23 protein-coding genes and 3 pseudogenes are annotated in these 23989 nt (G+C 70.3%); 18 read left to right on the top strand and 8 right to left on the bottom strand.

Annotation, left to right across the window (positions count from 1 at the left end):
- Window positions 1-2 precede the first annotated feature (2 nt).
- Window positions 3-899, top strand: coding sequence for a LysR family transcriptional regulator (locus ACFJI0_RS01285; RefSeq protein ID WP_382325871.1), 897 nt, complete (start codon window positions 3-5; stop codon window positions 897-899).
- Here the strand turns inward: ACFJI0_RS01285 and ACFJI0_RS01290 are convergent.
- Window positions 896-1837: a LysR family transcriptional regulator gene (locus ACFJI0_RS01290; protein ID WP_382323168.1), complete on the bottom strand. Its 942-nt coding sequence runs from the start codon at window positions 1835-1837 to the stop codon at window positions 896-898. The two genes, ACFJI0_RS01285 and ACFJI0_RS01290, sit on opposite strands and share 4 nt — an antisense overlap.
- A gap of 107 nt (window positions 1838-1944) precedes the next feature.
- Here ACFJI0_RS01290 and ACFJI0_RS01295 point away from each other — a divergent pair, with 107 nt between their 5' ends.
- The 12 genes and pseudogenes from ACFJI0_RS01295 to ACFJI0_RS01350 all read left to right on the top strand — a co-directional run bounded on the left by ACFJI0_RS01295 (window position 1945) and on the right by ACFJI0_RS01350 (window position 13973).
- Complete coding sequence (locus ACFJI0_RS01295) at window positions 1945-2802, top strand: Bug family tripartite tricarboxylate transporter substrate binding protein (protein WP_382323169.1); 858 nt, start codon at window positions 1945-1947, stop codon at window positions 2800-2802.
- The gene (locus ACFJI0_RS01300) at window positions 2784-2906 is read left to right on the top strand and encodes a hypothetical protein (RefSeq protein WP_382323170.1); all 123 of its coding nucleotides are present in this window, start codon (window positions 2784-2786) and stop codon (window positions 2904-2906) included. Before ACFJI0_RS01295 ends, ACFJI0_RS01300 begins: the two co-directional genes overlap by 19 nt.
- A 2-nt stretch (window positions 2907-2908) precedes the next feature.
- Window positions 2909-4354: an NAD-dependent succinate-semialdehyde dehydrogenase gene (locus ACFJI0_RS01305; protein ID WP_382323171.1), complete on the top strand. Its 1446-nt coding sequence runs from the start codon at window positions 2909-2911 to the stop codon at window positions 4352-4354.
- Window positions 4351-5940, top strand: a complete 1590-nt coding sequence (gene mdlC, locus ACFJI0_RS01310; protein WP_382323172.1) for a benzoylformate decarboxylase — start codon at window positions 4351-4353, stop codon at window positions 5938-5940. The genes ACFJI0_RS01305 and mdlC overlap by 4 nt, the downstream gene beginning before the upstream one ends.
- Before the next feature lie 25 nt (window positions 5941-5965).
- Entirely contained in the window at window positions 5966-7666 is a 1701-nt protein-coding gene (locus ACFJI0_RS01315; protein WP_382323173.1) for a tripartite tricarboxylate transporter substrate-binding protein, read from the top strand.
- A 16-nt stretch (window positions 7667-7682) separates the two neighbouring features.
- A pseudogene (locus tag ACFJI0_RS01320) lies at window positions 7683-7994 on the top strand (mandelate racemase/muconate lactonizing enzyme family protein); the annotation flags it as partial.
- 175 nt (window positions 7995-8169) lie between these two features.
- A complete protein-coding gene (locus tag ACFJI0_RS01325; RefSeq protein ID WP_382323175.1) occupies window positions 8170-8808 on the top strand; it encodes an enolase C-terminal domain-like protein in 639 nt (212 codons plus the stop codon).
- A 4-nt stretch (window positions 8809-8812) separates the two neighbouring features.
- Window positions 8813-9952: an alpha-hydroxy acid oxidase gene (locus ACFJI0_RS01330; RefSeq protein ID WP_382323176.1), complete on the top strand. Its 1140-nt coding sequence runs from the start codon at window positions 8813-8815 to the stop codon at window positions 9950-9952.
- Window positions 9949-11593, top strand: a pseudogene (locus ACFJI0_RS01335) (FAD-dependent oxidoreductase). The gene ACFJI0_RS01330 and the pseudogene ACFJI0_RS01335 overlap by 4 nt, the downstream one beginning before the upstream one ends.
- Before the next feature lie 252 nt (window positions 11594-11845).
- A complete protein-coding gene (locus tag ACFJI0_RS01340; RefSeq protein WP_382323177.1) occupies window positions 11846-12292 on the top strand; it encodes an NYN domain-containing protein in 447 nt (148 codons plus the stop codon).
- 203 nt (window positions 12293-12495) lie between these two features.
- Entirely contained in the window at window positions 12496-12864 is a 369-nt protein-coding gene (locus ACFJI0_RS01345; RefSeq protein ID WP_382323178.1) for a YciI family protein, read from the top strand.
- 41 nt (window positions 12865-12905) lie between these two features.
- A complete protein-coding gene (locus ACFJI0_RS01350) occupies window positions 12906-13973 on the top strand; it encodes a Kelch repeat-containing protein (protein ID WP_382323179.1) in 1068 nt (355 codons plus the stop codon).
- Here the strand turns inward: ACFJI0_RS01350 and ACFJI0_RS01355 are convergent.
- A complete protein-coding gene (locus tag ACFJI0_RS01355) occupies window positions 13960-14616 on the bottom strand; it encodes a hypothetical protein (RefSeq protein ID WP_382323180.1) in 657 nt (218 codons plus the stop codon). The genes ACFJI0_RS01350 and ACFJI0_RS01355 overlap by 14 nt on opposite strands.
- Window positions 14617-14795: 179 nt before the next feature.
- Here ACFJI0_RS01355 and ACFJI0_RS01360 point away from each other — a divergent pair, with 179 nt between their 5' ends.
- Both ACFJI0_RS01360 and ACFJI0_RS01365 read left to right on the top strand, forming a co-directional pair.
- On the top strand, window positions 14796-15275 hold the full coding sequence (locus ACFJI0_RS01360; protein ID WP_382323181.1) for a MarR family winged helix-turn-helix transcriptional regulator: 480 nt from the start codon (window positions 14796-14798) through the stop codon (window positions 15273-15275).
- Window positions 15276-15342: 67 nt separating this feature from the next.
- A complete protein-coding gene (locus tag ACFJI0_RS01365; RefSeq protein ID WP_382323182.1) occupies window positions 15343-16380 on the top strand; it encodes a Rieske 2Fe-2S domain-containing protein in 1038 nt (345 codons plus the stop codon).
- A gap of 21 nt (window positions 16381-16401) precedes the next feature.
- Here the strand turns inward: ACFJI0_RS01365 and ACFJI0_RS01370 are convergent, their stop codons facing one another.
- Both ACFJI0_RS01370 and atpE read right to left on the bottom strand, forming a co-directional pair.
- Window positions 16402-16950, bottom strand: coding sequence for a hypothetical protein (locus ACFJI0_RS01370; protein ID WP_382323183.1), 549 nt, complete (start codon window positions 16948-16950; stop codon window positions 16402-16404).
- Window positions 16950-17189, bottom strand: coding sequence for a F0F1 ATP synthase subunit C (gene atpE / locus ACFJI0_RS01375; RefSeq protein WP_291119650.1), 240 nt, complete (start codon window positions 17187-17189; stop codon window positions 16950-16952). The genes ACFJI0_RS01370 and atpE overlap by 1 nt, the downstream gene beginning before the upstream one ends.
- A 259-nt stretch (window positions 17190-17448) precedes the next feature.
- Between atpE and ACFJI0_RS01380 the strand changes: the two genes are divergently transcribed.
- Entirely contained in the window at window positions 17449-18867 is a 1419-nt protein-coding gene (locus ACFJI0_RS01380; protein WP_382161995.1) for an ATP-binding protein, read from the top strand.
- 18 nt (window positions 18868-18885) lie between these two features.
- On the opposite strand, the gene ACFJI0_RS01385 is transcribed toward ACFJI0_RS01380, so the two are convergent.
- The 4 genes and pseudogenes from ACFJI0_RS01385 to ACFJI0_RS01400 all read right to left on the bottom strand — a co-directional run bounded on the left by ACFJI0_RS01385 (window position 18886) and on the right by ACFJI0_RS01400 (window position 21069).
- The gene (locus ACFJI0_RS01385; RefSeq protein ID WP_382161992.1) at window positions 18886-19329 is read right to left on the bottom strand and encodes a MarR family winged helix-turn-helix transcriptional regulator; all 444 of its coding nucleotides are present in this window, start codon (window positions 19327-19329) and stop codon (window positions 18886-18888) included.
- A gap of 6 nt (window positions 19330-19335) precedes the next feature.
- On the bottom strand, window positions 19336-19791 hold the full coding sequence (locus ACFJI0_RS01390) for an alpha/beta hydrolase fold domain-containing protein (RefSeq protein ID WP_382323184.1): 456 nt from the start codon (window positions 19789-19791) through the stop codon (window positions 19336-19338).
- Window positions 19792-19843: 52 nt separating this feature from the next.
- A pseudogene (locus ACFJI0_RS01395) lies at window positions 19844-20284 on the bottom strand (alpha/beta hydrolase fold domain-containing protein); the annotation flags it as partial.
- A gap of 26 nt (window positions 20285-20310) precedes the next feature.
- Window positions 20311-21069 (bottom strand): SDR family NAD(P)-dependent oxidoreductase, encoded by a 759-nt coding sequence (locus tag ACFJI0_RS01400; RefSeq protein WP_382323185.1) that lies wholly within the window; start codon window positions 21067-21069, stop codon window positions 20311-20313.
- Between the two features lie 483 nt (window positions 21070-21552).
- On the opposite strand from ACFJI0_RS01400, the gene ACFJI0_RS01405 reads away from it, so the two are divergent.
- Together ACFJI0_RS01405 and ACFJI0_RS01410 are read left to right on the top strand one after the other, a co-directional pair.
- A complete protein-coding gene (locus ACFJI0_RS01405) occupies window positions 21553-22824 on the top strand; it encodes a flavin-containing monooxygenase (protein ID WP_382323186.1) in 1272 nt (423 codons plus the stop codon).
- Between the two features lie 54 nt (window positions 22825-22878).
- Complete coding sequence (locus ACFJI0_RS01410) at window positions 22879-23922, top strand: TRAP transporter substrate-binding protein (RefSeq protein ID WP_382323187.1); 1044 nt, start codon at window positions 22879-22881, stop codon at window positions 23920-23922.
- The last annotated feature ends 67 nt before the right edge of the window (window positions 23923-23989 follow it).

Raw genomic sequence — 23989 nt, forward strand, 5'->3', positions numbered from 1 at the left:
ATGTGGGCAGCCGGCAGCTCCAGGCCTTTCTGGAGGTGGCGCGCCTGCGCAGCTTCGCCAAGGCGGCCGAACAGGTGCACCTGTCGCCCTCGGGCATGAGCATGCTGGTCAAGGAGCTCGAAGACCAGGTGGGCGCGCGCCTGTTCGACCGCACCACGCGCTCCGTCACGCTCACCGACGCAGGGCGCCGCCTGCAGCCGGTGGCCGAGCGCATCGTGGCCGAGCTGCGCGCCATCGACGACGTGATCGGCGGCACCGAGGCGGCCGTGCGCTCGCGCATCGATGTGGCGGCCACGCCCATGGTCTCGGCCAGCCTGTTGCCGGAGGTGATCAGCGCCTTCAACCAGAGCCACCCCCAGGTGCAGATCCACCTGGCGGACGTGGACGTGAGCGTGGTGCGCCAGCGCATCCTGGAGGGTGAGGCCGACATCGGCCTGGGCTTCTTCATCAAGCCCGCCGTGGGCCTGCAGCGCCAGCCGCTGTGCAAGTTCCGGCTGATGCGCATCAGCCCGCCGGGCAAGGGCGCGGGCGGCCTGGGGCCCAGCCAGACCTGGAGCAGCCTGGCGGAGCTGCCGCTCATCAGCCTGCCGGTCGACAACCCGATCCAGGCCGTGATCGAAAAACACCTCGCGCGCATCGGGCGCGCGCACGAGGAGCGGCCGCGCATGAACCTGATCGGCACGCTGATCGCGATGGTGCGCGCCGGCCGAGGCCACGCCATCGTGCCGTCCTTCGCGCTGGAGGACTGCCTGCGCCAGGGGCTCAAGGTGTCCATGCTCAGCAACCCCACGGTGCACATCGAGCTGCACGTGGTGTCGCTGCGCGGCACGCAGCCCAAGCTGGCGGCCACGGCCTTCGCGTCTGCCGTGAAGAAGGCGGCCTCGCGCCTGCCCGGTTAGGCTTTGCGAGGGCGCACGGTGCGCGCCGGTTGCCGCGCCACCTCGCGCAGCGCGTCCAGCAGGCCGTCCACCGCCGCGAAGCCGAGCGCGTCCTTGCGCCAGTACATGGTCATGGCGCTGGGCGTCTCCAGCAACAGCGGCAGGCGCTTGAGCATCTTCCAGCGCTCGGGCAGCTCGATGGCGCGCTCGGAGACCACGGCCACCATGTCGCTTTCCGCCACCAGCGCGATGGTGGCGAGCAGGGAGTTCGACTGCACGCTCGCGCCCGGGATCGTGCGGCCGGCGGCCGAGAGCGCGGATTCGAGCAGGTCGCGCGCGGGGATGTCGCGCGTCCAGACCACCCAGCGCTGGGCCAGCAGGTGCGACCACTGCAGGGACTTGCGCTGCGCCAGCGGGTGGTCCGGCCGCACCGCGAAATGCAGCCGCTCCTCGTAGAGCACCTCCGAGGCGATGCCCGGGTCGTGGTACTTGGCCGCCGGCCGGCCCACCGCGATGTCGATCTCGCGCTGCGTGAGCTGCTGGAACAGCCGGTCCATCGGCGCCTCGACCAGCTCCACGCTCGCGTTGGGCATGCGGGCCAGCAGCGACAGCACCGCCTGCGGCACCACGCCCGCGATGGTGGCGCCCGAGGCGCCGATCACCGCGCGGCCGCTGCCGCCGTCGCGCAGCGCGGCCATCTCTTCCCGCGCGCGGTCGAGCTCGTTGCCGATGTGCACCGCGAACTCGCGCAGGATCTGGCCGTGGGCGGTGGGGCGAAGCCCGCGCGCGTGGCGTTCGAACAGCGTCAGCCCAATGTCGGCCTCCAGCTCCTTGAGCCATTTCGAGAGCGCGGGCTGCGTCATGTGCAGCCGCTCGGCGGAGTGGCTGATGTTCTGCGTCTCCGCCAGGCTGACCAGGATCTGCAGGTGCCGCAGGCGCAGTCGATTCGTCCAGTCCATGGGCCGTCCTGCTATGTTCAAAAAGTTATGGATGAGAGCAATTCACCATTTTACGAGGCATGGCATCGGGCCAATACTCGACACCTTCAAGAACAGGAGACAAGACCATGATTCGCCGAAGCCTTCTGGCCTGCGTCGCGCTGTCCGCCATTGCCATGGCGGTGCAGGCCCAGGACACCTACCCGTCCAAGCCCATCAAGTTCGTCGTGGGCTACTCGCCCGGCGGCTCCAACGACATCCTCGCGCGCATCGTCGCCAAGCGCCTGGGCGACAGCCTGGGCCAGCCGGTGGTGGTGGAGAACCGCCCCAGCACCGGCGCCATCGTGGGCGCGGTGGTGACCAAGCAGGCCGCACCCGACGGCTACACGCTGATGATCGGCGCCAGCGGCCCGCTGGTGATCAACGCCGCCACCTATGCCAACCTGCCGTACTCGCCGCAGAAGGACTTCATCCCGATCTCCACGATCGCGACCTTCCCGCTGATCGTCTCGGTCAAGGCGGACTCGCCGTTCAAGTCCATGCCCGACCTGGTGAAGTACACCAAGGAGAACCCGCAGCTCTCCAACTACGCCTCCAGCGCCTCCACCTTCCAGCTCGCCACCGAGCTGCTGAAGGAGCGCACCGGCATCCAGTCGCAGCACGTGCCCTACAAGGGCAGCGGCGACTCGATGAAGTCCGTGGCCGGCGGCGAGACCACCTTCAGCATGCTCGACCCCGGCCCGGCGGCCGGCGCCATCAACGGCAAGCTGGTGCGGGGCCTGGCCGTGTCCTCCGACGTGCGCAACCCGTCCTTCCCCGACATCCCCACGCTCAAGGAGCAGGGCATCGACCTGAGCATCCAGTTCTGGATCGGCCTGTTCGCGCCCGCCGGCACGCCCGCGCCCATCGTGAAGCTGCTGGAGCGTGAAGTGCCAAGGCGGTGCAGCACCCGGAGACGCTCAAGAGCATGGCCCAGCTGGGCCTGACGCCGGCCTCCAGCACCTCGGAAGCCTTCACCCGCCAGATCGCGCAGGAGATCCCCACCTGGACCGAGGTCGCGCGCAAGAACAACATCAAGGCCGATCAGTGAGCATGAGCGAGATCACCTACCGCGCGCCGCGCCTGTTCATCGGCGGGCAGTGGCGCGCGGGCAGCGCCGAGACCCGCAGCCCGGTGATCAACCCCGCCACCGAAGCCGTGCTCGACGAGCTGACGCACGCCTCGGCGCGCGACCTCGACGACGCGCTCGCGGCGGTGGCCCAGGGCTTCAAGGTCTGGCGCGCCACGCCCGCGGCGGCGCGCCAGCGCGTGCTGCTGCAGGGCGTGCAGAACCTGCGCGCGCAGCGCGAGGCCATCGCGCGCCTGCTCACGCTGGAGCAGGGCAAGCCCCTGGCCCAGGCGCGCATGGAAGTCGATGTGGCGGCCGACATGGTGCAGTGGTACGCCGAGCAGGCCAAGCGCGTCTACGGCCGCATCCTGCCAGCGCCGCAGCCGGGCGCCGACTACGAGGTGCGCAAAGAGCCGGTGGGCCCCTGCCTGCTGATGTCGCCCTGGAACGTGCCCGTGATCCTCGCCGCGCGCAAGCTCGGCGGCGCGCTCGCGGCGGGCTGCTCCTGCATCCTCAAGCCGCCCGAGGAAACCCCGGCCTCGGTCGCGAAGATGGTCGAGTGTTTCATCGAAGCCGGCGCGCCCGATGGCGTCATCAACCTCGTCTTCGGCGTGCCGGCCTTCGTGTCCTCGCACCTCATCGCGTCGGACGTGATCCGCAAGGTGTCCTTCACCGGCTCGGTGGCGGTGGGGCAGGGCCTGGCCCGCCTGGCCGCGCCCGGCCTCAAGCGCCTCACGCTGGAACTCGGCGGCCACTCGCCGGTGATCGTGTTCGATGACGCCGACGTGGACGCCGTGGCGCGCCAGCTGGTCGCGGCCAAGTTCCGCAACGCCGGCCAGCTCTGCCACGCGCCCACGCGCTTCTTCGTGCAGCGCGGCGCCTACGCGCGCTTCGTCGACACCTTCGCGGCCGCCGCTTCGCAACTGCGCGTGGGCGACGGCCTGGCCGAGGGCACCGACATGGGGCCGCTGGCCAACGGCCGGCGCCTGGGCGCGATCCGCGAGCTCGTCGATGCGACACGCACCGAAGGCACGCTGGTGGCCGGCGGCGAGCGCGTGGGCGAGCAGGGCTACTTCCACCAGCCCACCGTGTTCGCCGACGTGAACCCCGATGCCAAGGCCATGCGCGAGGAGCCCTTCGGCCCGGTCGCGCTGATCCGCGCCTTCGACACGCCCGCGCAGGCCATCGAGCTGGCCAACGCCACGCGCTACGGCCTGGGCTCCTACGTGTTCACCGACTCCGCGCGCCTGCAACGCCAGATGATCGCCGACCTGGAGGTGGGCAGCGTCGCCATCAACAGCACCGTCGTCACCGTCGCCGAGGCGCCGTTCGGCGGCGTGCGCGACAGCGGCTACGGCTACGAGAGCGGCGAAGAGGGCCTCGACAGTTACCTCCACACCAAGTTCGTCAACCGCAGCTATTCCGCATGAGCCCCGTTTCCCCGACCCCTTTCACCGTGCGCGACGGCGTGTACGACGTGCTGCGCCAGTTCGGCGTGGACACCATCTTCGGCAACCCGGGCTCCACCGAGCTGCCCATGTTCCGCGACTTCCCCAGCGACATCCAGTACGTGCTGGGCCTGCAGGAAGCCGTGTGCGTGGGCATGGCCGACGGGTATGCCCAGGCCACCGGCAAGGTCGGCTTCGTCAACCTGCACTCGGCCGCCGGCGTGGGCCACGGCATGGGCAACCTCTACACGGCGTTCAAGAACCGCACGCCGCTGGTGGTCATCGCGGGCCAGCAGTCGCGCTCGATCCAGCCGCTGGACGCCTACCTGGCCTCGGAGCGCGCCACCGAGCTGCCGCAGCCGTACGTGAAATGGAGCATCGAACCGGCGCGCGCGCAGGACGTGCCCCAGGCCATCGCCACCGCCTGCCGCCGCGCGCTGCAGGCGCCTTGCGGCCCGGTGCTGGTCTCCGTGCCCTCGGACGACTGGGACCAGCCCGCCGAGCCGGTGGTGCAGCGTGCCATGAGCCGGCGCACGGCGCCCGAACCGCAGGCCATCGCCGCGCTGGCGCAGGCGCTCGCGGCCTGCGAGCGGCCGGTGTTCGTGGCCGGCGCGGAAGTGGACCGCACCGGGGCCTGGGACGGCATCGTCGCCCTGGCCGAGCGCCACGGCGCCAAGGTGTTCAACGCGCCCATGTCGGCGCGCGCGGGCTTCCCCGAGGACCATGCGCTGTTCCACGGTTTCCTGCCCGCGGTCAAGGCGCAGATCGTGCAGAAACTGGCCGGCCACGACCTCGTCGTGGTGATCGGCGCGCCGGTGTTCACCTACCACGTGGAAGGCGACGGCCCGCACCTGCCCGACGGCGCCACGCTGTGGCAGCTCACCGAAGACCCCGATGCCGCCGCGCGCTCGCCGGTGGGCACCTCGGTGGTGGGCGACGTGGCGCTGGCGCTGCAGGCCCTGCAGGGCGCGCAACCGCAGCGCGCGCGCACCCCGCCGCCGGCCTGGGTGCGCGAAGCCCGCGCCGAACCGGGCGCGCCGACCCAGGTGGCCTACCTGCTGCAGACCATCGCGGAACTGCGCTCGCCCGACGACGTGATCGTGGAAGAGGCGCCCACCGCCCGCGTGGTGATGCACCAGCACCTGCCCATCCTGAAGCCGCGCTCCTTCTTCACCATGGCCAGCGGTGGCCTGGGCCACAGCATGCCGGCCGCCGCCGGCATCGCCCTGGCCTGGCGCGAGCGCCGCGTGATCGCCATCATCGGCGACGGCTCCAGCATGTACTCGATCCAGACGCTGTGGACCGCCGCGCAGCTCGGCCTGAACATCAGCTTCGTCGTGGTCAACAACCGCCGCTACGGCGCGATGAAGCGCTTCGGCGGCGTGCTCGGTTTCCCGGCCGGCGCCGTGCTGCCGGGCACCGACCTGCCGGGCATCGACTTCGTCGCGCTGGCGCAAGGGCATGGTGTGCCCGGCGAGCGCGTGGAAGACGCCGGCCAGTTGCACGCGGCCTTGAAAGCGTCCCTCGCCTCGAGAGGCCCCTCGCTCGTGGAAGTGCGGGTCGCCTGAACAACCACCACCAGGAGACAAGACGATGAACCCCAACCTCCGCCGACGAAGCTTCGTGGGCGCGGCCCTCGCCGCCGGCGCCGCGCCCCTGGCCTTCGCCCAGGCCGGCCCCTACCCCAACCGGCCGATCCGCATCTTCGTCGGCTACGCCGCCGGTGGCGCGGTGGACACCATGGCGCGCATCGTCGCGCAGCGACTCACCACCGCGCTGGGCCAGTCCGTCATCGTGGAGAACCGCGCCGGCTCGGCCGGCCTGCTGGCCGCCGACACCGTGGCCAAGGCGCCGGCCGATGGCTACACGCTGCTGCACGGCGAAAGCGCGCTGCTCATCGCACCGCAGCTGCAGAACCAGACCTCCTCGCTGGACCCGATCAAATCGCTCGTGCCCGTGGCCGGCCTGTTCCAGTCGCGCCTGCTGCTGGTGGCGAACAACGAGGTGAAGGCCAGCAACCCGGCCGAGTTCCTCGCGCTGGTCAAGGCCAACCCGGGCCGTTTCACCTACGGCACCTCGGGCATCGGCACCGTGCACCACCTGGGCGTGGAGCTGTTCAAGTCGCGCACCAAGACGCACCTGCTGCACATCCCCTACCGCGGCGCGTCGCAGCTCGTCACCGACGTGATCAATGGCCAGTTGCAGTTCGGCGTGGTGAGCGCCGCGGCCGGCGTGCCGCAGGTTCGCAGCGGGCGCGTGAAGGCCATCGCCATGTTCAGCTCGACCCGCCTGGCCGGCGCGGACGACATCGGCACCCTGGCCGAGGTGGTGCCGGGGTTTCACGTCGCGCCCCGCCAGATGCTGCTGGCGCCGGCCGGCACGCCGCAGGCCGTCATCGACCGCCTGAGCGCGGCCGTGGGTGAGCTGCTGCGCCACGCCCGAAGCGGCCAGCGCCGCCGCCGCGCAAGGCGTCACCACCGCCTACCTGGCGCCGGGCCCGCTGGCGGCCGACGTGAAGCGCGAGTACGCGGAGTGGGGCCGGGTCATCAAGGCCCAGGGCATCTCGGCCGAATGAGCGCGCCGCGCCCCCGCATCGGCCTGATCGTGCCGCCGGCCCACGGGCGCGTGCCGCCCGATGCGCCCCTGCTGTACGGCGAGCGCTTCGACTTCATCGCGCGCGGCCTGGGCATCGACGGCGTGTCGCCCCGGGGCTTCGCGCCCGTGGTGAACCAGATCGTCGACCACGCCCGCGCCCTGCGAGCGGACGGCGCGCAGGCGATCTCGCTCATGGGCACCTCGCTCAGCTTCTACCAGGGCCCGGCCTTCACCGACCAGCTGCGCGACGCCATGCAGCAGGCCACGGGCGTGCCCTGCACCACCATGAGCCACGCCGTCGTCTCGGCGCTGCGGGCCCTGGGTGTGCAGCGCGTGGCGGTGGCGACCTCGTACATCGACGAGCTCAATCAGCGCCTGGTTGTTTACCTCGGCGCCCTGGGCTTCGAGGTCACCGCCATCGAAGGCCTGGGCATCGAGCCGGTCGGCGGCGCGGCCGAGGTCTCCACCGAACGCCTGGTCGCGCTGAGCCGAAAGGTGCACGCCCAGGCGCCTGGCGCGCAAGGCATCTTCATGTCCTGCGGCGGCCTGCTCACGCTCGACGCCATCGCCACGCTGGAAGAGCAGCTCGGCCTTCCCGCCATCGGCAGCTCGCCCAGCGGTTTCCGGGACGTGGTGCGCGCGGCGGGCGAAGACCCACGCAGCCGCACCGCCGGCGGCCGCCTGTTCACCCTGGCCTGAATTCCACCCTTCGCCCATGAAAATCATCCGCATCACCGCCACCGCGCTCCACATCCCCTTCACGCTCGACGTGCCCGGCGGCGGCCGGCACCAGGAGGCGCTCGGCTGCTGCGTCGTCGAGGTCGAGACCGACGAAGGCCTGATCGGCCACGGCCTGACCGCGATCACGCAGGAGAAGGTGGCCGAGTCCATCATCACCCACGTGCTCGCGCCGGCCCTCATCGGCACCGACCCGCTGGCGCACGAGGCGCGCTGGGAGCAGATGTACTGGCTCACCGCCTCGCGCGGCCAGACCGGCTACGCGCAGCACGCCATCGCCGCCATCGACGTGGCGCTGTGGGACATCAAGGGCAAGGCGCTCAAGCAGCCGATCTGGCGCCTGCTCGGCGCGGCGCGCAAGGAGCTCGACATCTACGCCACCTTCGGTTTCGAGTTCCTCGACATCGACGGCCTGCGCGGCGCGGTCAAGTCCCTGCGCAACCGAAGGCGTGGAGCATCTGAAGATGGTGGTGGGCTTTCGCGCGTTGCCGCGCCGCGAGAGCCGCAGCCTCATGTCGGTCATCAAGGAAGACGCCAAGCGCGTGCACGCGGTGCGCGAGGCCGCGGGCGACGAGGTCTCGCTCTACATCGACGCCAACTGCGGCCTGGACGCGTACCACGCCGAGCGCCTGATCCGCCTGACCGCCGACTGCAACCTCGGCTTCTTCGAAGAACCGATCACGCAGAACGACGTGCTGGCCATGGCCGACCTGCGCGCGCGCACCGGCATGCCGCTGACCTGCGGCCAGAACGAAGGCCTGGCCTACCGCTTCCGCGACTGGCTGATGGCGCGCAGCGTGGACTTCGTGCAGCCCAACGTGGTCATCACCGGCGGCTTCACGCAGTGCGTGCGCATCGCCGCGCTGGCCAACGCCTTCAACGTGTCCATCACCAGCGGCGGCGCCTACCCGCTGCACAACATGCACCTGCAGGCCGGCGTGGGCAACGGCACCAAGGTCGAGTGGCACCTGCCGGTGGTGGCGATGATGAAGCGCCTCTACCAGGGCTTCCCCGAGCCCGTGGGTGGCCGCATCAGCATGTCGGAAGCGCCGGGCCTGGGCTTCGACCTGATCCCCGGCGCCGTGCAGGCGCTGCGGGCCTGACCCCGTGGTCCTCAACCTCGACGACTTCGACGCCGCCGCGCGCTCGCGCCTGCCGCGCGCGCTCTACGGCTTCGCGGCCAACGGCTCGGAGCGCGGCGCCTCGGTGCTGGCCAACGCGCGTTCGTTCGAACGCTGGTCCTTCGTGCCGCGCACGCTGGTGGACGTGGCCTCGGTGAGGCAGGACACCACGCTGTTCGGCACCCCCTACGCCTCGCCCTTCGGCATCGCGCCCATGGGCGGCTGCGCGCTGTTCGCGCACCGCGCGGACCTCGCGCTCGCGCAGGGCGCGCGCGCCGGCGGCATCCCCTTCGTGCTCAGCGCCGCCTCCAGCGTGCCGCTGGAACAGGTGATGCAAGCCGCGCCGGGCAGCTGGTACCAGGGCTACATTCCCGGCGACGAAGCGCGCATCACCGCCTTGCTCGCGCGGTTGCGCAGCGCCCAGGTGGGCGTGCTCGTGGTCACCGTGGACGTGCCCATCGCCTCCAACCGCGACCGCGACCGGCGCCTGGGCTTCACCATCCCGCTCAAGCCGCGCCTCTCGCTCGCCGTGGACGGCGTGCTGCACCCGCGCTGGCTGTGCGGCACTTTCGCGCGCACCCTGCTGGCCGACGGCATTCCCCGCCTGCCCAACTTCGGTGGCGAGGCCACAGGCCGACCCATCATCGCCACCCCCACGGCCGCCGCGCGCTCGGACCGCGACCGCTTCACCTGGGCGCACGTGGCCTTCATCCGCCGCCAGTGGGGCGGGGCGCTGCTCATCAAGGGCGTGCTCAGCGCCGACGACGCGCGCCTGGCCCGCGAGGCCGGTGTGGACGGCCTCATCGTCTCCAACCACGGCGGGCGCCAGCTCGACGGCGCGGCCGCGCCGCTGGACGTGCTGCCCGAGGTGCTGGACGCGGCGGGCGAGCTGCCGGTGTGCCTGGACGGTGGCATCCGGCGCGGCACCGACGCGCTCAAGGCCCTCGCGCTCGGGGCGCGCCTGGTCTTCGTGGGCCGGCCCATGCTCTACGCCGCCACCGTCGGCGGGCAGGCCGGGGTCGAGCAGGCGATCGGCATCCTGCAGAGCGAGATCCAGACCAGCCTGGCCCTGCTCGGCTGCACCCGCATCGACGAACTGCGGCCTTCCCACCTTCGAGCCCCATGACGAACACCCATTCAGCTCAAGTCCTCATCGTGGGCGGCGGCCCGGTCGGCCTCACGCTCGCCATCGACCTCGCGCAACGCGGCATCGACGTGCTGCTGGTGGAGCAGCGCCCGCGCGGCGAACGGCCCGAGGCCAAGTGCAACCACGTCTCGGCGCGCTCCATGGAGATCTTCCGCCGCCTCGGCGTGCGCCAAGACCCTGCGCGACACCGGCCTGCCGGCGGACCACCCCGCCGACGTGGCCTACCGCACCACCTTCACCGGCGACGAACTCTCGCGCATCCCCATCCCCTCGCGGCGCGACCGCTACACCGCCACGCAAGGCCCGGACACCGGCTGGCCCACGCCCGAGCCGCCGCACCGCATCAACCAGATCTACCTGGAGCCGGTGCTGTTCGAGCACGCGCTGGCCACGCCCGGCCTGCGCATCCTCACGCACACCCGCATCGAGGACCTCGCGCAGGACGACATGGGCGTGAGCGCCCAGGCCGTGGACCTCGGCAGCGGCGCCACGGTGACGCTGCGCGCCGACCACCTCATCGGCTGCGACGGCGGGCGCTCCCTGGTCCGCAAGAAGATCGGTGCCGCGCTGCACGGCGTGGAGGTGGTGCAGCGCGTGCAGTCCACCTTCCTGCGCGCGCCCGACCTGCTGCGGCGCGCTCAGCACCCGCCGGCCTGGGCCACCTTCTCGTACAACCCGCGCCGCAGCGGCAACGTGTACGCCATCGACGGCATCGAGAAATTCGTGCTGCACAACTACCTGCGCCCCGGCGAGACCGACTTCGAGTCGGTGGACCGCGACGCCTCGATCCGCACCATCCTCGGCGTGGGGGCCGACTTCGAGTACGAGGTGATCTCCAAGGAAGACTGGATCGGCCGCCGCCTCGTGGCCGACAAGCTGCGCGAGCGGCGGATCTTCATCTGCGGCGACGCCGCGCACCTCTGGGTGCCCATGGCCGGCTACGGCATGAACGCGGGCATCGCCGATGCCATGAACCTCTCGTGGCTGCTCGCGGGCCACCTGCAGGGCTGGGCCGGGCCGCGCGCGCTCGATGCCTACGAAGCCGAGCGCCTGCCCATCACCGAGCAGGTGTCGCGCTTCGCGATGAACCATTCCATCGCGCTGCAGAAGGAACGCGAGAGTGTGCCGCCCGAGCTGGAGGCCGAAGGCCCGGCCGGTGAAGCCTTGCGCGCCGCCGCCGGCAAGACCCTGTACGACCTCAACGTGAAGCAGTACTGCTGCGCGGGCCTGAACTTCGGCTACTTCTACGACGCCTCGCCCCTGATCGTCCCCGACGGCGAAAGCCCGCCCGGCTACACCATGGACACCTTCACGCCGTCCACCGTGCCGGGCTGCCGCACGCCGCACGTGTGGCTGGACGGCGGGCGCTCGCTCTACGACGCGATGGGCGACGGCTTCGCGCTGCTGCGGCTGGACCCGCAGGCCGATGCGAGCCCCTTGCTCGACGCCGCGAAGCAGCGCGGCCTGCCGCTGCGCGTGGTGGACCTGAGCCCGGCCGAAGCCACGGGCCTGTACCGCCACCGGTGGGTGCTGTCGCGGCCGGACCAGCATGTGGCCTGGCGCGGGGATGAATTGCCGGCCGATGTCCTGGCCTTGATCGATCGGGTGCGCGGCGCTTAGTGCTGTGGATATACTGCTTCTTTCGTACAAAAATGCGACCGGGATTGGCGTCCCGTGCACTGCGGCTTGAAAGCCGCAACTCGATTTGAGCCCTGCGGCTTTCTCACATTCGTGCCTCTTTCATGGTGGCCCGAGTGGGGAGACGCGAGTCTCGCCGAAACTGTCCGCAGTGCACGGTACGCCAACCTGCTTGGGCCACCGCCACCTCACAAGGGTGGCGGTGACATCACCCGCAAAGCAACAGGAAGGCACATGCAACAAGCTCCCTTCGTCGCAGCACGGCGACCCCGCCTGGCCCTGCTCATCGACGCCGAAAACATGAGCGCCCGCAAGGCCCTGCGGCTCATGGCCCACGTCTCCGACCGTGGCGAGGCCATCGTCCGCCGCGCTTACGCGGACTGGACCAACCCCCGACAACTCGCCTGGCGCCGGATGCTGCACACCCTAGCCATCCGCCCCATCCAGCAATTCCACTACGCCCACCAGAAGAACGCCTCGGACGCCGCGCTCATCATGGACGCCATGGAGCTGCGGTCCCGCCGCCCTCGCTTGGATGGCATCTGCATCGCCTCGTGCGACAGCGACTTCACCGGCATCGCCGGGCGCCTGCGCGAAGCCGACATCGCGGTCTACGGCTTTGGCCGGCCCGACGCCTCACCGGCCTTCGTGGCCGCGTGCAACCACTTCGTGTTCCTGTAGCCGCTCAGTGCTTTTCGAAACTGGCAGGAATTCATGTTGTTGGGTCAGTATGTCAACGGTACAAAGACGAATCCTGGCGGAGGAGACGCAGCGCCATGGGGCCTTCCCGCCGGGCTTCATGAAACTGCTGGCATTTGCCGGGCCTGTCGATCGCGGGCCCCCTGCTTCGTCGTGAAGGCATCACCAACCCGAAGGAGTCGTTCATGAAGTACCTCGGTCTTGCGTACTACAACCCCGAAAAGTTCGCCGCCATGGCGCCCGCCGAGGTGCAGGCCCTGGTGAGCCAATGCCCGCCGCTGGACGAGAAGATGCGCGCCACCGGGAAGATGCTGGTGTCCGCGTCGCTCGCCGAGCCGAAAGACTGGGTCACGCTGCGCCCACGCGGCGGCAAGCCGCAGATCACCGATGGCCCCTACACCGAGGCCAAGGAAATGGTGGGCGGGATGTTCATCATCGAGGCGGACAACCGCGACGAGGCCCTGCGCCTGGCGGCCATGCACCCCGCCGCCACGCTGGGGGAGGCGGGCGGGTGGGGCGTCGAGCTGATTCCACTGGATTTCTTCCTGGGCTGAGGTACGCTGTCTCACCCCCCGGTCACCAGGAGATCACGCGCATGGCCCTCCGTCGTCACGTCCTCGTCACCGCCGCCGCCGCGCTGGCCGCGCCCACACTGCTTCGCGCCCAGCACCACGGCCACCACAGCGGCCAGTTCGAGCGCCTGAACCAGCCCGGGCGCATCGACCTGCCCGAGATCCACGCGCAGCAGGCCGTCAGCGACAGCCCCGCGCCGCGCGCGGCCAAGGCCGGTGCCTGGCGGGCGCGCGCGCCGCTGCCGATTCCGCGCACCGAGATGGCCTGGGCCGCCGCGTACCGCAGCCGCGTGCACCTGGTCGGCGGTTACGCCGAGCAGCGCGTGGACAAGCCGTACCACCACGCCTACGACCCCAGGACCGATCGCTGGGAGGAACTGCCCCAGCTGCCGCGCGGCGCGAACCACGTGGGTGTGGCGACGCTGGGCGACCGGCTCTATGCGTTCGGCGGTTTCATCGAGCAGAACCGCACGCCGCACGACGAGGCCTTCCGCTTCGACGGCGCGCGCTGGGAACGCGTGCGCCGCCTGCCGGAGGCCTGCGGGGCCATGGCCTGCATCGCGCTGGGTTCGCGCATCCACCTGATCGGCGGCGCCATCGGCAGCGACTGGCGGCGCTCGATCGACTGGCACATCGTCTACGACCCCGCGAGCGACCGCTATGAGAAGCGCCAGCCCCTGCCGGTGGCGCGGGACCACATCGGCATCGTGGTGGTGGGGCCGTCCATTCACGTGATCGGCGGCCGCGTGGATTCCTTCCACACCAACAGCAGCCTGCACCACAGCTACGACGCGCAGGCGGACCGCTGGGTCGCGCGCACGCCCATGCCCACGCCGCGCAGCGGCCACGGTTGTGTGCTGTACCGCGACCAGGTGTTCGTGATGGGCGGCGAGGGCACGAACCGCGTGTTCGGCCAGAACGAGGCCTGGGACCCGGTGGCTGATCGCTGGGTGTCGCACTCGCCCATGCTCACACCGCGCCACGGCATGGGCGCGGTGGTGATCGGCGACGAAATCATCGTGGCCGGTGGCGGGCCTCAGATGGGCGGTGGCGTGAAGAGCGCGATCAACGAGTCCTTCACCCTGGGCTGACTCCGCCGGCGCAGCGGGTGGGCGGCGGGCCCGTGCGGGTCTCGATGGAGAAGGGGATGGTGTCCACGAAGTCCTGCTGCACCTTGGGCGCCAGCGCGCTCCCGCTGAGCAGGACCTGGATGTACTGGATGTAGGACTCGCGCACGGTTTCGGCGAACAGGCCCGACCAGGCGCGAAAGACGATGTCCTTCTCCAGCGGGGCGAGGGCGATGGCATCCTGCAGCCCGCCTTCCAGGCAGTGGGCGTAGCGCACCGCATCGAATGCGCTGAGCGACAGATGGAAACCGGCGTCTTCCTGCTGAAGGATGCGCTCCAGGGCCGCCGCCTCGTCGTGGGTGTTGGCGCAGATGCGCTTGGACAGACGGTGCACGTTGTTGGAGCGCACGGGCGATGAGAGCGGGCCTTGCAGTTCGTTGAGGAACAGCGCCGCGAAGCGGCTGCCGATCTGCGCCTGGCGCATGAGCAGGCGCAGCGCCAGCTGGCGTTCGATGGGCAGGTCCTTGGTGCGCGACTCGGTGTTCGCACTGACGAACAGCCAGACCTTGCGGAGGTATTCGTTCACCAGCAGGGGCGCGTCGTGGGCCGAGAATTCGGCCAGCAGGGTGCGCATGTCGGATCGGTGCAGGGCCACGGTCTGCTGCATGGGGCTCACTCCGGTGTGGGATGGCGCCATCTTCGTACCATGGGGGGTATGCCGATCGCCACATGCTTCAAGTGCGCCGCGGGTGGCACGAAGCGTGGCGGTGGCGGCATGAGCGGTCGCGGCCGGGGTGACAATCGGCGGTGCGTCCACCCGACCGGGCGTTCCAACACCGCTTCACCATGCCCGCTCCGTCCCGTACCCCCCGCACCCTGGCCTCTGCCTCCGCCGATCGCCGCCCGGAAGCCACGCTGGGCCTGCACGAACCCGGCCACCTGTTCCGGCGCGCCCACCAGCACTCGGTGTCGTGCTTCAACGCGGTGTTCGGGCGGGCCGTCACGCCGCTGCAGTACGCCGCGCTGCGGGTGCTGCAGGAGCACCCGGGCATCGACCAGGTCACGCTGGCCGCGGCCATCGCGCTGGACACCTCCACCACGGCCGAGATCGCGGTGCGCCTGGAGCGCGATGGCTGGATCGTGCGCGAGCTGGGCGCGCGCCGCCAGCGCCGGCTGGAGCTCACCGCCGAAGGGCAGCGGGTGATCAACGAGATGCTGCGGTCCGAGGCGGTGCTGGCCGACCGCATCCTCACCATGCTCGACGCCGGCGAGCGCGAGGTGCTCATGGGCCTGATGCACAAGCTGCTCGGCAAACCCCCCGTCTGAACCCGGTTGACGACCGGCCCCGGCTTGGGCTACCATTTGATTCAGTGTACTGAATGAAGGAGACGACATGAGCTGGATGCGCAATGCCTGGTATGTGGGTGCCACCTCGGTGGAAGTCGGCGATGCCCCCTTGGGCCGGCGCCTGTTGGGGGCCCGCATGGCCTTCTTCCGCGACGCGCAAGGCCGTGTGCAGGCGGTGGAGGATTTCTGCCCGCACCGGGGCGCGGCGCTGTCGCTGGGCCGCGTGTGCAAGGGTGAGCTGGTGTGCGGCTACCACGGCCTGGTGATGGGCGGCGACGGCGTGACCCGCTCGATGCCCGGCCAGCGCGTGGCGGCGTTCCCGCGCATCCAGCGCTTCGCGGTCGAGGAGCGCTACGGCTTCATCTGGGTCTGGGCGGGCGAGGCCGACCAGGCCGATCCCTCGACGATTCCGGTGCTCGAATGGCACGACAACCCGACCTGGGCCTACGGCGGCGGCCTGTTCCACATCAAGGCCGACTACCGCCTGATGATCGACAACCTGATGGACCTCACGCACGAGACCTACGTGCACTCGACCAGCATCGGCCAGCAGGAGATCGACGAGACGCCCTGCACCACGCGCCGCGAGGGCACCACGGTGGTGACCAGCCGTTTCATGGAGAACATCGAGGCGCCGCCCTTCTGGCTCGACGCGCTGCGCGCCATCGGCGTGGAGGGCAACCCCCGGGTGGACCGCTGGCAGGTCTGCCGCTTCTCGCCGCCCAGCCATGTGCTGATCGAGGTGGGTGTGGCCCTGGCCGGCCAGGGCGGCTACGACGCGCCCGACGACAAGAAGGTCTACAGCGTGGTGACCGACTTCATCACGCCCGAGGTCGATGGTTCGATGTGGTATTTCTGGGGCATGGCGCGCCGCTTCCGGCCGCAGGACGCCGCGCTCACCGACCGCATCCGCGCCGGGCAGCACGGCATCTTCTCCGAAGACCTCGAAGTGCTGGAGCGCCAGCAGCAGAACCTGGACGCCTTCGCGCAGCGCAAGCTGCTCAAGCTCAACATCGACGCGGGCGGCGTGCAGGCACGGCGCGTGATCGACGAGCACATCGCGAAGGAATCGGTGCCGGCGTAAGGGACCGGGCCCCCGCGCCGCTCAGCGCGGCGGGCGGCGGCCGTAGGCGGCCTGCGCCATCTGCAGGGTGGCGACCAGGGTGCGGATCAGCCACAGCGCCAGCCGCTCGAGCCAGGGCCCGGTGGGGGCGGGCGGCGGCACGGCCACCACGGCCGGGTGCATGTCCAGCCGGTCCCAGCCCAGGGACGCCAGCGCCTGGCGTTCGGCCGGGCTCGGGTCCGGGCTGTCGGCGATCACCACCTCCAGCGTGCGAACACCCTGGGCGTGCAGCGCCGTGGCCAGCGGCACCAGGTCGGCCCGCGCGGGCGGCCAGTAGACCCGCTCGCGCGCGCGCCGCACCGTGTCGAACACGATCACGGCGTGGCCCGCCGCCGGCAGGGCGGCGGCCCAGTCGTTTGCGGTCACCACGGCATCGGCCAGGCGCGGGGGCATGCGCAGAAAGCGGTGCGTGGTCAGCACCGTGACCTGGTCGTACCGGGCGTCGCCCAGCGCGGCGTGCAAGGCGGCGCCGCCGGCACCGCCGCCCGCGCCGATCACCACCACGTGCCGCTCGGGCGGGGCGGGCCGCATCAGGCAAACGGCGCGGCCAGGGCGAACCACACGCCCAGCGCCACCGAGATGATGAAGGCGCCGTCCAGCAGGCCGGCGAGCAGGAAGACCTTGGGCTGCAGGGCTTCCATCATCTCGGGCTGGCGGGCCGAGGCCTCCAGGTACTTGCTGGCCATCACGCCGATGCCGATGCAGGAACCGAGGGCGCCCAGGCCGATCATGTGGCCGACGGCGAGGGGGAGCTGGCTGAGGTCTGACATGTGAAACTCCTTTCTGATTGGACTGGTTTCACTGTGACGGAGGAGCGACATGAAATCCATGACGCGGGAGGTCATGGCGCTACGATCACCCGCTTCTTCCACCCCGAAACCTGACCATCATGCACCGACTGGCCCCGCCCGAGAGGATCCGAATGGGGGTCTCGCGCTGCCGGGCCGGCTGCCCTACACTGCGCAAGTGGCGCCCGGCAGACATGGGCGCAAGCTTGCCGAGCCCAAGCTCATCACGGAGGAGGCCGTCGTGACCCACCCGGTCCTGAGTTTCTTCAGCGACATCCGCATCCTGTCCGCCATCCTGATCGCGATGCTGGGCATGACCTTTCTGGCGCACGCCAGCGCCCGCTCATGGCCGTACGTGAAATGGCTGGCGGGTTCGGCGCTGGTGTTCGGCGTCACGCAGGGGCTGCTGGTGTCGGCGGACGCGCTGGGCTGGATCTCGGGCGAGGTCGCCGGCCCGGTGGGCTCCGCGATGGGCCTGGGCGCCCTGGCCGCCCTGCTGGCGGGCCTGCAGGCCTGCTTCACCCCGGGTGGCACACCGCCCTCGCGCGTGTTCGCCGCCGTGCTGGTGGGCGCCCCGGTGCTGGTGGTGGCGATGAGCGGCCTGATGGACGGTTGGGCCTTCGCCGGGCCGGCGGCGATCGCGCTCATCTTCACGGCCGCCGCCTGCTGGCTGGCCTGGCTGTGGACGCGCGACGGCTGGGGCGGGCAGCTGGTGCTGGCCGTGTTGTGCCTGGGCTACCCCGTGTTGTTCGTGGTCGCCATGCTCTCCGACATGAGCCTGCTGCAGTTCCGCCAGGTCACGCCGCTGCCGGTGAGCATCGCCTACGTGTTCGTGATGACCCTGATCCTGCAGCGCGACTCGCTGATCCTCGCGCGCGAGCTGCGCGAGCGCGTGCGGGCCGAGCAGGCCCTGCAGCAGCTCACCGATTCGCTGGAAGAGATCGTGCGCAGCCGCACGCGCCAGCTGGAAGAGATCATCCAGGGCCTGCGCTCGTTCGCGGGCATGGTCTCGCACGACCTGCGCGGCCCCTTGCGCAACACCGCCGGCCTGGCCGATCTGGCGCTGGAGGACTACCGCGCGGGCAACACCGCCGGGGCGGAGCGTTCGCTGGAGCTGATCCGCCGCGAGGCGCAGCGCGCCACCGACATGGTGAACGACCTGCTCACGCTGGCCAAGGTGGACCAGGGGCCGCCCAGCCCCGAGGCGGTGGACATGCAGGCCCTGCTGCGCGAATGCCTGCAGTCGCTGGCCGTGCAGTTCCCGCAGGCGCCCGAGGCGGTGCAGGCCGCGCCCCTGCCGGTGGTGCAGGCCGATGCGGGCCTGATGCGCCACGTGCTGATGAACCTGCTGGGCAATGCGCTGAAGTTCGGTGCCGAGCGGCGCGACCTGCACATCGCGCTCGATGCCCGCGAGGAGGGCGGTTTCTGGCGCTTCTCGGTGGCGGACAACGGGCCGGGCTTCGATCCCGACAAGAGCGGCGAGCTTTTCAAGCCGTTTTCCCGGCTGGACGAGCGCCAGGCTGGCGGCACGGGCCTGGGGCTCACGGTGGTCAAGCGCGCGGTGGAGCGGCACGGCGGCACGGTCGGCGCGTGGTCCTCGCCCGGCGAGGGCGCGGCCTTCTGGTGGACCCTGCCGGTGACGGCCGCCCCCCAGGGCTGACGGCGCTTTTCGTTTTCTTCAGCGGCCCACGCGCTGCACGCCTTCGAGGTTGCCCAGCATGCGCTTGAGCAGGGCGATGACCTGCTCGCGTTCCGAGGTGCTGAAGCCTTCCAGCAAGGCTTCCTCGCGCGCCATCGCCAGGCGGAACACCGCGTTGTGCAGCTTGTTGCCGGGCGGGGTCACGTGGTATTCGATCTTGCGCAGGCCCTGCGGCCGGGGCTCGAGCCAGCCGTTCTCCACCATGAAGGCGATCGACCGGCTCACGGCGCCCTTGTCCAGTCCCATCAGTTCGCACGCCTTGGAGGCGGTGGACCAGGGGTAGATCTTGAAGTACGACAGGATGCGCCACTCGGTCACGCCGATGCCGAACTTCTCGTTGTAGAGGCTGGACGCACTGCTGGACACCCGGTTGGACAACCACAGCAGCAGGCCGGGAACGTAGGTATCGAGATCGAGTTGCATGGGCTTTCAGGGGCGGTGTTCGTCGTCCGGCGCCGCCAGGCTTTGCACGATGCGCTCGAAGGCCCGGGCGGCATTCGGAGAATAGTGGATCATGGACAGGAAGGCGTGCAGCAGGCCGGGGCAGCGCACGGTTTCGCAGTCCACGCCCGCGGCCGCCAGGCGCTCGCCATAGGCCTCGCCCTCATCGCGCAGCGGGTCGCATTCGGCGGTGAAGATGCGCGCGGGCGGCAGGCCGGCGAGGTCGCTGGCCTGCAGCGGCGAGGCGTCGGGGTGGCGGCGCGCCGCCGTGTCGGGGCAGTAGTGGTCCCAGAACCAGCGCATGTCGTCCGCGCTCAGCAGGTGGCCTTGCGCGAAGTCGCGGTAGCTGGCGGTGTCGAAGCCGGCGTCGGTCACCGGGTAGACCAGTACCTGCAGGTCCACCGGCCGCGCCCCGGGCAGCTCGCGCAGGCGCCGCGTGCGCAACGGTGGCCAGGGTGGCGCCGGCGCTGTCGCCCATGGCGATCAGGCGCCGCAGGGGTTGGCCCAGCCAGCCCGCACCGGCCTGGCCGCCTTGCAGCAACGCGGCGATGGCGTCGTCCACCGGGCCGGGGTGGGGACTCTCCGGGGCCAGGCGGTAGTCCACCGACAGCACGGCCGCGTGGGTTCGGGCCGCCAGCGTGGCGGTGAACGGGTCGTGGTCGGCCACCGAGCCCAGCACCCAGCCGCCGCCGTGGAAGTAGACGATCAGGTCGCCGTTGCAGGCTTCGGGCACGTAGAGGCGCGCGGGCAGTGGGTGGCCCTGGGGCGTGGGCAGGGCGAGGTCTTGCACCCGGGCCACCGGCAGGCCCTCGCCGAACAGGCTTTTCATGAGGGTGGGGAAGGCACGCGCCTCCGTGGCGGTGCAGGCCGAGAAGGGTTTGCGGCCGGCGGTGCGAACGCGTTCGAGCAGATCGAGGGTGGGGGCGTCGAAGGTCATGGGTGCAGGGTTCAGGAAAGAAAGGTTCAACCGTTGATCACGCCGCCATCGACGGTGATCACCTGGCCCGTCACATAGGACGAGGCCTCGCCGCAGAGAAAACCGACGACGCCGGCGACGTCCTGCGGCGTGCCGAAGCGCTGCAATGGGATCTCGGCCAGGCGCTGTTCGCCGTGGTGGGCGATCAGGTCTTCGGTCATGCGCGTCTGGATCAGGCCCGGCGAGACCGCGTTGACCAGGATGTCGGGCGCGAAATCGCGCGAGAAGGCGCGCACCAGGCCGACGATACCGCCTTTGGCCGCGGCGTAGGCCGCACGGCCCGGCGTGCCGCGCTGGAAGGCGCGCGAGGTGCAGAGCACCATGCGCGAAGGCGTCCGCCGGTCGCGCGCGGCGCGAAAGGCCAGGGCCATGTCGTAGGCGGTGGTGAGGTTGCTGGCGATCGCCCGGTCCCAGCCCGAGCGGTCGGCGGGATCGAGCCGGTCGGTCTCGAACAGGCCGGCCATGTGCACCAGCGCGAAGGGCGGGCGCCCGCCCTCGTCGATGGCGCGCTCGCAGGCCGTGTGGTCGGCCAGGCGGGAGGTGCTGCAGCTCACCGCCGCGTGGCCTTGAAGCGCATGGCGCGCCCCGTCCAGCCGCGCGGCGTCCACGTCGATCAGGTGCACCGAGGCACCCGAGGCCAGAAAGTGCCGGGCGCAGGCCAGGCCGATGCCGCCCGCACCGCCGGTGATGAGCACGTGCCGGCCGGCGAATTCAGGAAAGGGGCGTTGCGCGTCAGAGGAAGGCATGCGGGGATTGAATTGGCATCAGGTTGATGGGTCAACCTATGGTAAACCCTTGGATCTGTTGTGTTGACATGTCAACCTAATGCGATCATAGTCCGACCCGTGCCGCGATCCGCGGCGGTGATTCAAGACGGAAAGTGGAACGATGGCGGATTCGGTTGGTCGGCTGGACATGTTGGTGGTGGGCGCGGGTTTCGCGGGCATCTACCAGCTCTACAAGGCCCGGGAGATGGGGCTGTCGGTGCGCGTGCTGGAGGCGGGCGACGGCGTGGGCGGCACCTGGTTCTGGAACCGCTACCCCGGTGCGCGCTGCGACGTGGAGAGCCTGGACTACTCGTACTCGTTCAGCCGCGAGCTCGAGGAAGAATGGGTGTGGAGCGAGCGCTATGCGCCGCAGGCCGAGATCCTGCGCTACATCGAACACGTGGTGGACCGCTTCGGCCTGCGCGACGGCATCCAGCTCAACGCGCGGGTCGGCGCAGCGCGGTGTTCGACGACGAGCGCCTGCTCTGGACGGTGCGCACCGAGGCCGGCGATGTGCTGGAGTGCACCTACCTCGTCATCGCCACGGGCGGCCTGTCGATCCCGCAGCGCCCGCAGTTGCCCGGGCTGGAGAGCTTCCAGGGCCGCTGGTACCACAGCGCGCAGTGGCCCAAGGAGGGTGTGGACTTCACCGGCCAGCGCGTGGCCCTGATCGGCACCGGCTCCAGCGGCGTGCAGATGGTGCCCGTGATCGCGGAGCAGGCCGCGCGGCTCACGGTGTTCCAGCGCACCGCGAATTTCAGCGTGCCGGCGCACAACGTGCCTTTCACCGAAACCGCGCTGGCGGCGGCGAAGGCGCGTTACCCGGACCGCCGCGCCATGGGGCGTGAAGCGATCACCGGCCAGTTCCTGAACGCCAACACGAAGACCGCCGCCGAGATGACCGAGGAGGAACAGCGCGCCGAGCTCGAGTACCGCTGGCGGGGCGCGGGCGGCGGTTTCCGCATGTTGCGCACCTTCGCCGACCAGATGAGCAACCTGGACACCAACCGCATGGTGGCCGACTACGCGCGCAACCGCATCCGCGGCGTGGTGAAGGACCCGGTCAAGGCCGAGCTGCTGTGCCCCAAGGACGACCTGCCGTTCGGCGGCAAGCGCCTGTGCGTGGACTCGCACTACTACGAGACCTTCAACCGCGAGCACGTGGACATCGTCGATGCGGCGGCCCACCCGATCATCGAGGCCACGGCCCGCGGCGTGCGCACCGATGAGCGCGAGCACGAGGTGGACGCCATCGTCTTCGCCACCGGCTTCGACGCCATGAGCGGCGCGCTCAAGGCGATCGACATCCGCGGTGCGCGCGGCGCGCGGCTGAGCGACAAATGGGCGCACGGCCCCACCTCCTACCTGGGCCTGGGCATCGCCGGTTTTCCCAACATGTTCGTGGTGGCCGGGCCGGGCAGTCCCTCGGTGCTGAGCAACATGGTGCATTCGATCGAGACCCACGTCGACTGGATCGCGCGGCTGCTGCAGCAGGCCCGCGCGGTCGGCGTGCGCCGCATCGAGGCCACGCAGGAAGCCGAGGACGGCTGGGTGCGCCGCTGCGCGGAGGAGGCCGACAAGACGCTCTACCCGCGCGCGAACTCCTGGTACATGGGCGCCAACATCGCGGGCAAGCCGAGGGTGTTCATGGCCTTTGTCGCGGGCGTGCCGCTGTACCGCCGGATCATCGAAGACGTCGCCGCCCGGAATTACCAGGGATTCGAGATGGCCTGAGCCACAGGCCACCACCACACCAGCATCCGAACCTATCCACCCGAGAGAGACACCATGATCCAACGCAGAACCCTGCTCCAGTCCGCCGCCGCTTTGGTGGCCGCCCCGGCCATCGTGGCCCGAGCGCAATCGCCCATCACCCTGCGCTTCCAGACCTTCGTGCCGGCGACCTCCAACGTGTACTCGCGCGTGCTGGTGCCATGGATGAACAAGGTCGAGAAGGAATCGAACGGGCGCCTGAAGTTCGAGCACTATGCGGCGATGCAGATGGGTGGCGCGCCCGCCCAGCTGTTCGACCAGGCGCGCGAAGGCGTGGTGGACATGGTGTGGTCGCTCGCCGGCTACACGCCCAACCGCTTCCCGCGCGCCGAGGTCTTCGAGCTGCCGTTCTTCACCTACGACGGCGAAGGCGCGTCCAAGGCCGCCTGGGAGTACATGACGACCTATTCCGCCGACGAGCTCAAGGAAGTGAAGGTGCTGACCTTCCACACCCATGGCCTGAACGTGCTGCACATGAAGAACAAGCTGATCACCAGGGCGGCCGACTTCAAGGGCCTGAAGGTGCGCGGCCCCTCGCGCAAGGCGACGCAGATCCTGAGCGCGGTCGGCGCGATTCCGGTGGGCATGCCCTTGCCGCAGATCCCGGACTCGCTCTCCAAGGGCGTGATCGATGGCGCCATCATTCCCTGGGACACCGTGCCTTCGGCCAAGCTCGACGAGCTGACCAAGTTCCACACCGAGTTCGCCAAGGGCATGCCGGGCTTCAACAACAGCATCCAGTACATGGTGATGAACAAGGCACGCTACGAAAACCTCGCGCCCGACCTCAAGCAGATCATCGACCGGAATTCGGGCCTGGAGGCCTCGGGCCTGTTCGGTCGCGTGATCGCCGACGCCGATCCGGTGGTGCGCAAGGGCGCGATCGACCGGGGCAACACCGTGCACGTGATGGGCAAGGCCGAGACCGAGGAGTTCATCAAGCTCACCGCGCCCATCACCGACGAATGGGTGGCCGACATGGACAAGCGCGGCTTCGACGGCAAGAAGCTGCTGCAGGGCGGGCGTGACCTGATCAACAAGTACAAGCCCAAGGCCTGAAGGCTTCCGCGCGTCGCGTGAGAGAGCCCGTCCAGCACGGGCTTTTTTTCGGGTGTCACCGACCGGT

The sequence above is a fragment of the Hydrogenophaga sp. UC242_53 genome (assembly GCF_042696965.1).
Classification (GTDB): domain Bacteria; phylum Pseudomonadota; class Gammaproteobacteria; order Burkholderiales; family Burkholderiaceae_C; genus Hydrogenophaga.

Coding starts and splice junctions, on each gene's coding strand:
- ACFJI0_RS01290 (WP_382323168.1), bottom strand. CDS start 1,837: ATGGACTGGACGAATCGACTGCGCCTGCGGCACCTGCAGATCCTGGTC.
- ACFJI0_RS01295 (WP_382323169.1), top strand. CDS start 1,945: ATGATTCGCCGAAGCCTTCTGGCCTGCGTCGCGCTGTCCGCCATTGCC.
- ACFJI0_RS01300 (WP_382323170.1), top strand. CDS start 2,784: ATGGCCCAGCTGGGCCTGACGCCGGCCTCCAGCACCTCGGAAGCCTTC.
- ACFJI0_RS01305 (WP_382323171.1), top strand. CDS start 2,909: ATGAGCGAGATCACCTACCGCGCGCCGCGCCTGTTCATCGGCGGGCAG.
- mdlC (WP_382323172.1), top strand. CDS start 4,351: ATGAGCCCCGTTTCCCCGACCCCTTTCACCGTGCGCGACGGCGTGTAC.
- ACFJI0_RS01315 (WP_382323173.1), top strand. CDS start 5,966: ATGAACCCCAACCTCCGCCGACGAAGCTTCGTGGGCGCGGCCCTCGCC.
- ACFJI0_RS01325 (WP_382323175.1), top strand. CDS start 8,170: ATGGTGGTGGGCTTTCGCGCGTTGCCGCGCCGCGAGAGCCGCAGCCTC.
- ACFJI0_RS01340 (WP_382323177.1), top strand. CDS start 11,846: ATGCAACAAGCTCCCTTCGTCGCAGCACGGCGACCCCGCCTGGCCCTG.
- ACFJI0_RS01345 (WP_382323178.1), top strand. CDS start 12,496: ATGAAGTACCTCGGTCTTGCGTACTACAACCCCGAAAAGTTCGCCGCC.
- ACFJI0_RS01350 (WP_382323179.1), top strand. CDS start 12,906: ATGGCCCTCCGTCGTCACGTCCTCGTCACCGCCGCCGCCGCGCTGGCC.
- ACFJI0_RS01355 (WP_382323180.1), bottom strand. CDS start 14,616: ATGCAGCAGACCGTGGCCCTGCACCGATCCGACATGCGCACCCTGCTG.
- ACFJI0_RS01360 (WP_382323181.1), top strand. CDS start 14,796: ATGCCCGCTCCGTCCCGTACCCCCCGCACCCTGGCCTCTGCCTCCGCC.
- ACFJI0_RS01365 (WP_382323182.1), top strand. CDS start 15,343: ATGAGCTGGATGCGCAATGCCTGGTATGTGGGTGCCACCTCGGTGGAA.
- ACFJI0_RS01370 (WP_382323183.1), bottom strand. CDS start 16,950: ATGCGGCCCGCCCCGCCCGAGCGGCACGTGGTGGTGATCGGCGCGGGC.
- atpE (WP_291119650.1), bottom strand. CDS start 17,189: ATGTCAGACCTCAGCCAGCTCCCCCTCGCCGTCGGCCACATGATCGGC.
- ACFJI0_RS01385 (WP_382161992.1), bottom strand. CDS start 19,329: ATGCAACTCGATCTCGATACCTACGTTCCCGGCCTGCTGCTGTGGTTG.
- ACFJI0_RS01400 (WP_382323185.1), bottom strand. CDS start 21,069: ATGCCTTCCTCTGACGCGCAACGCCCCTTTCCTGAATTCGCCGGCCGG.
- ACFJI0_RS01410 (WP_382323187.1), top strand. CDS start 22,879: ATGATCCAACGCAGAACCCTGCTCCAGTCCGCCGCCGCTTTGGTGGCC.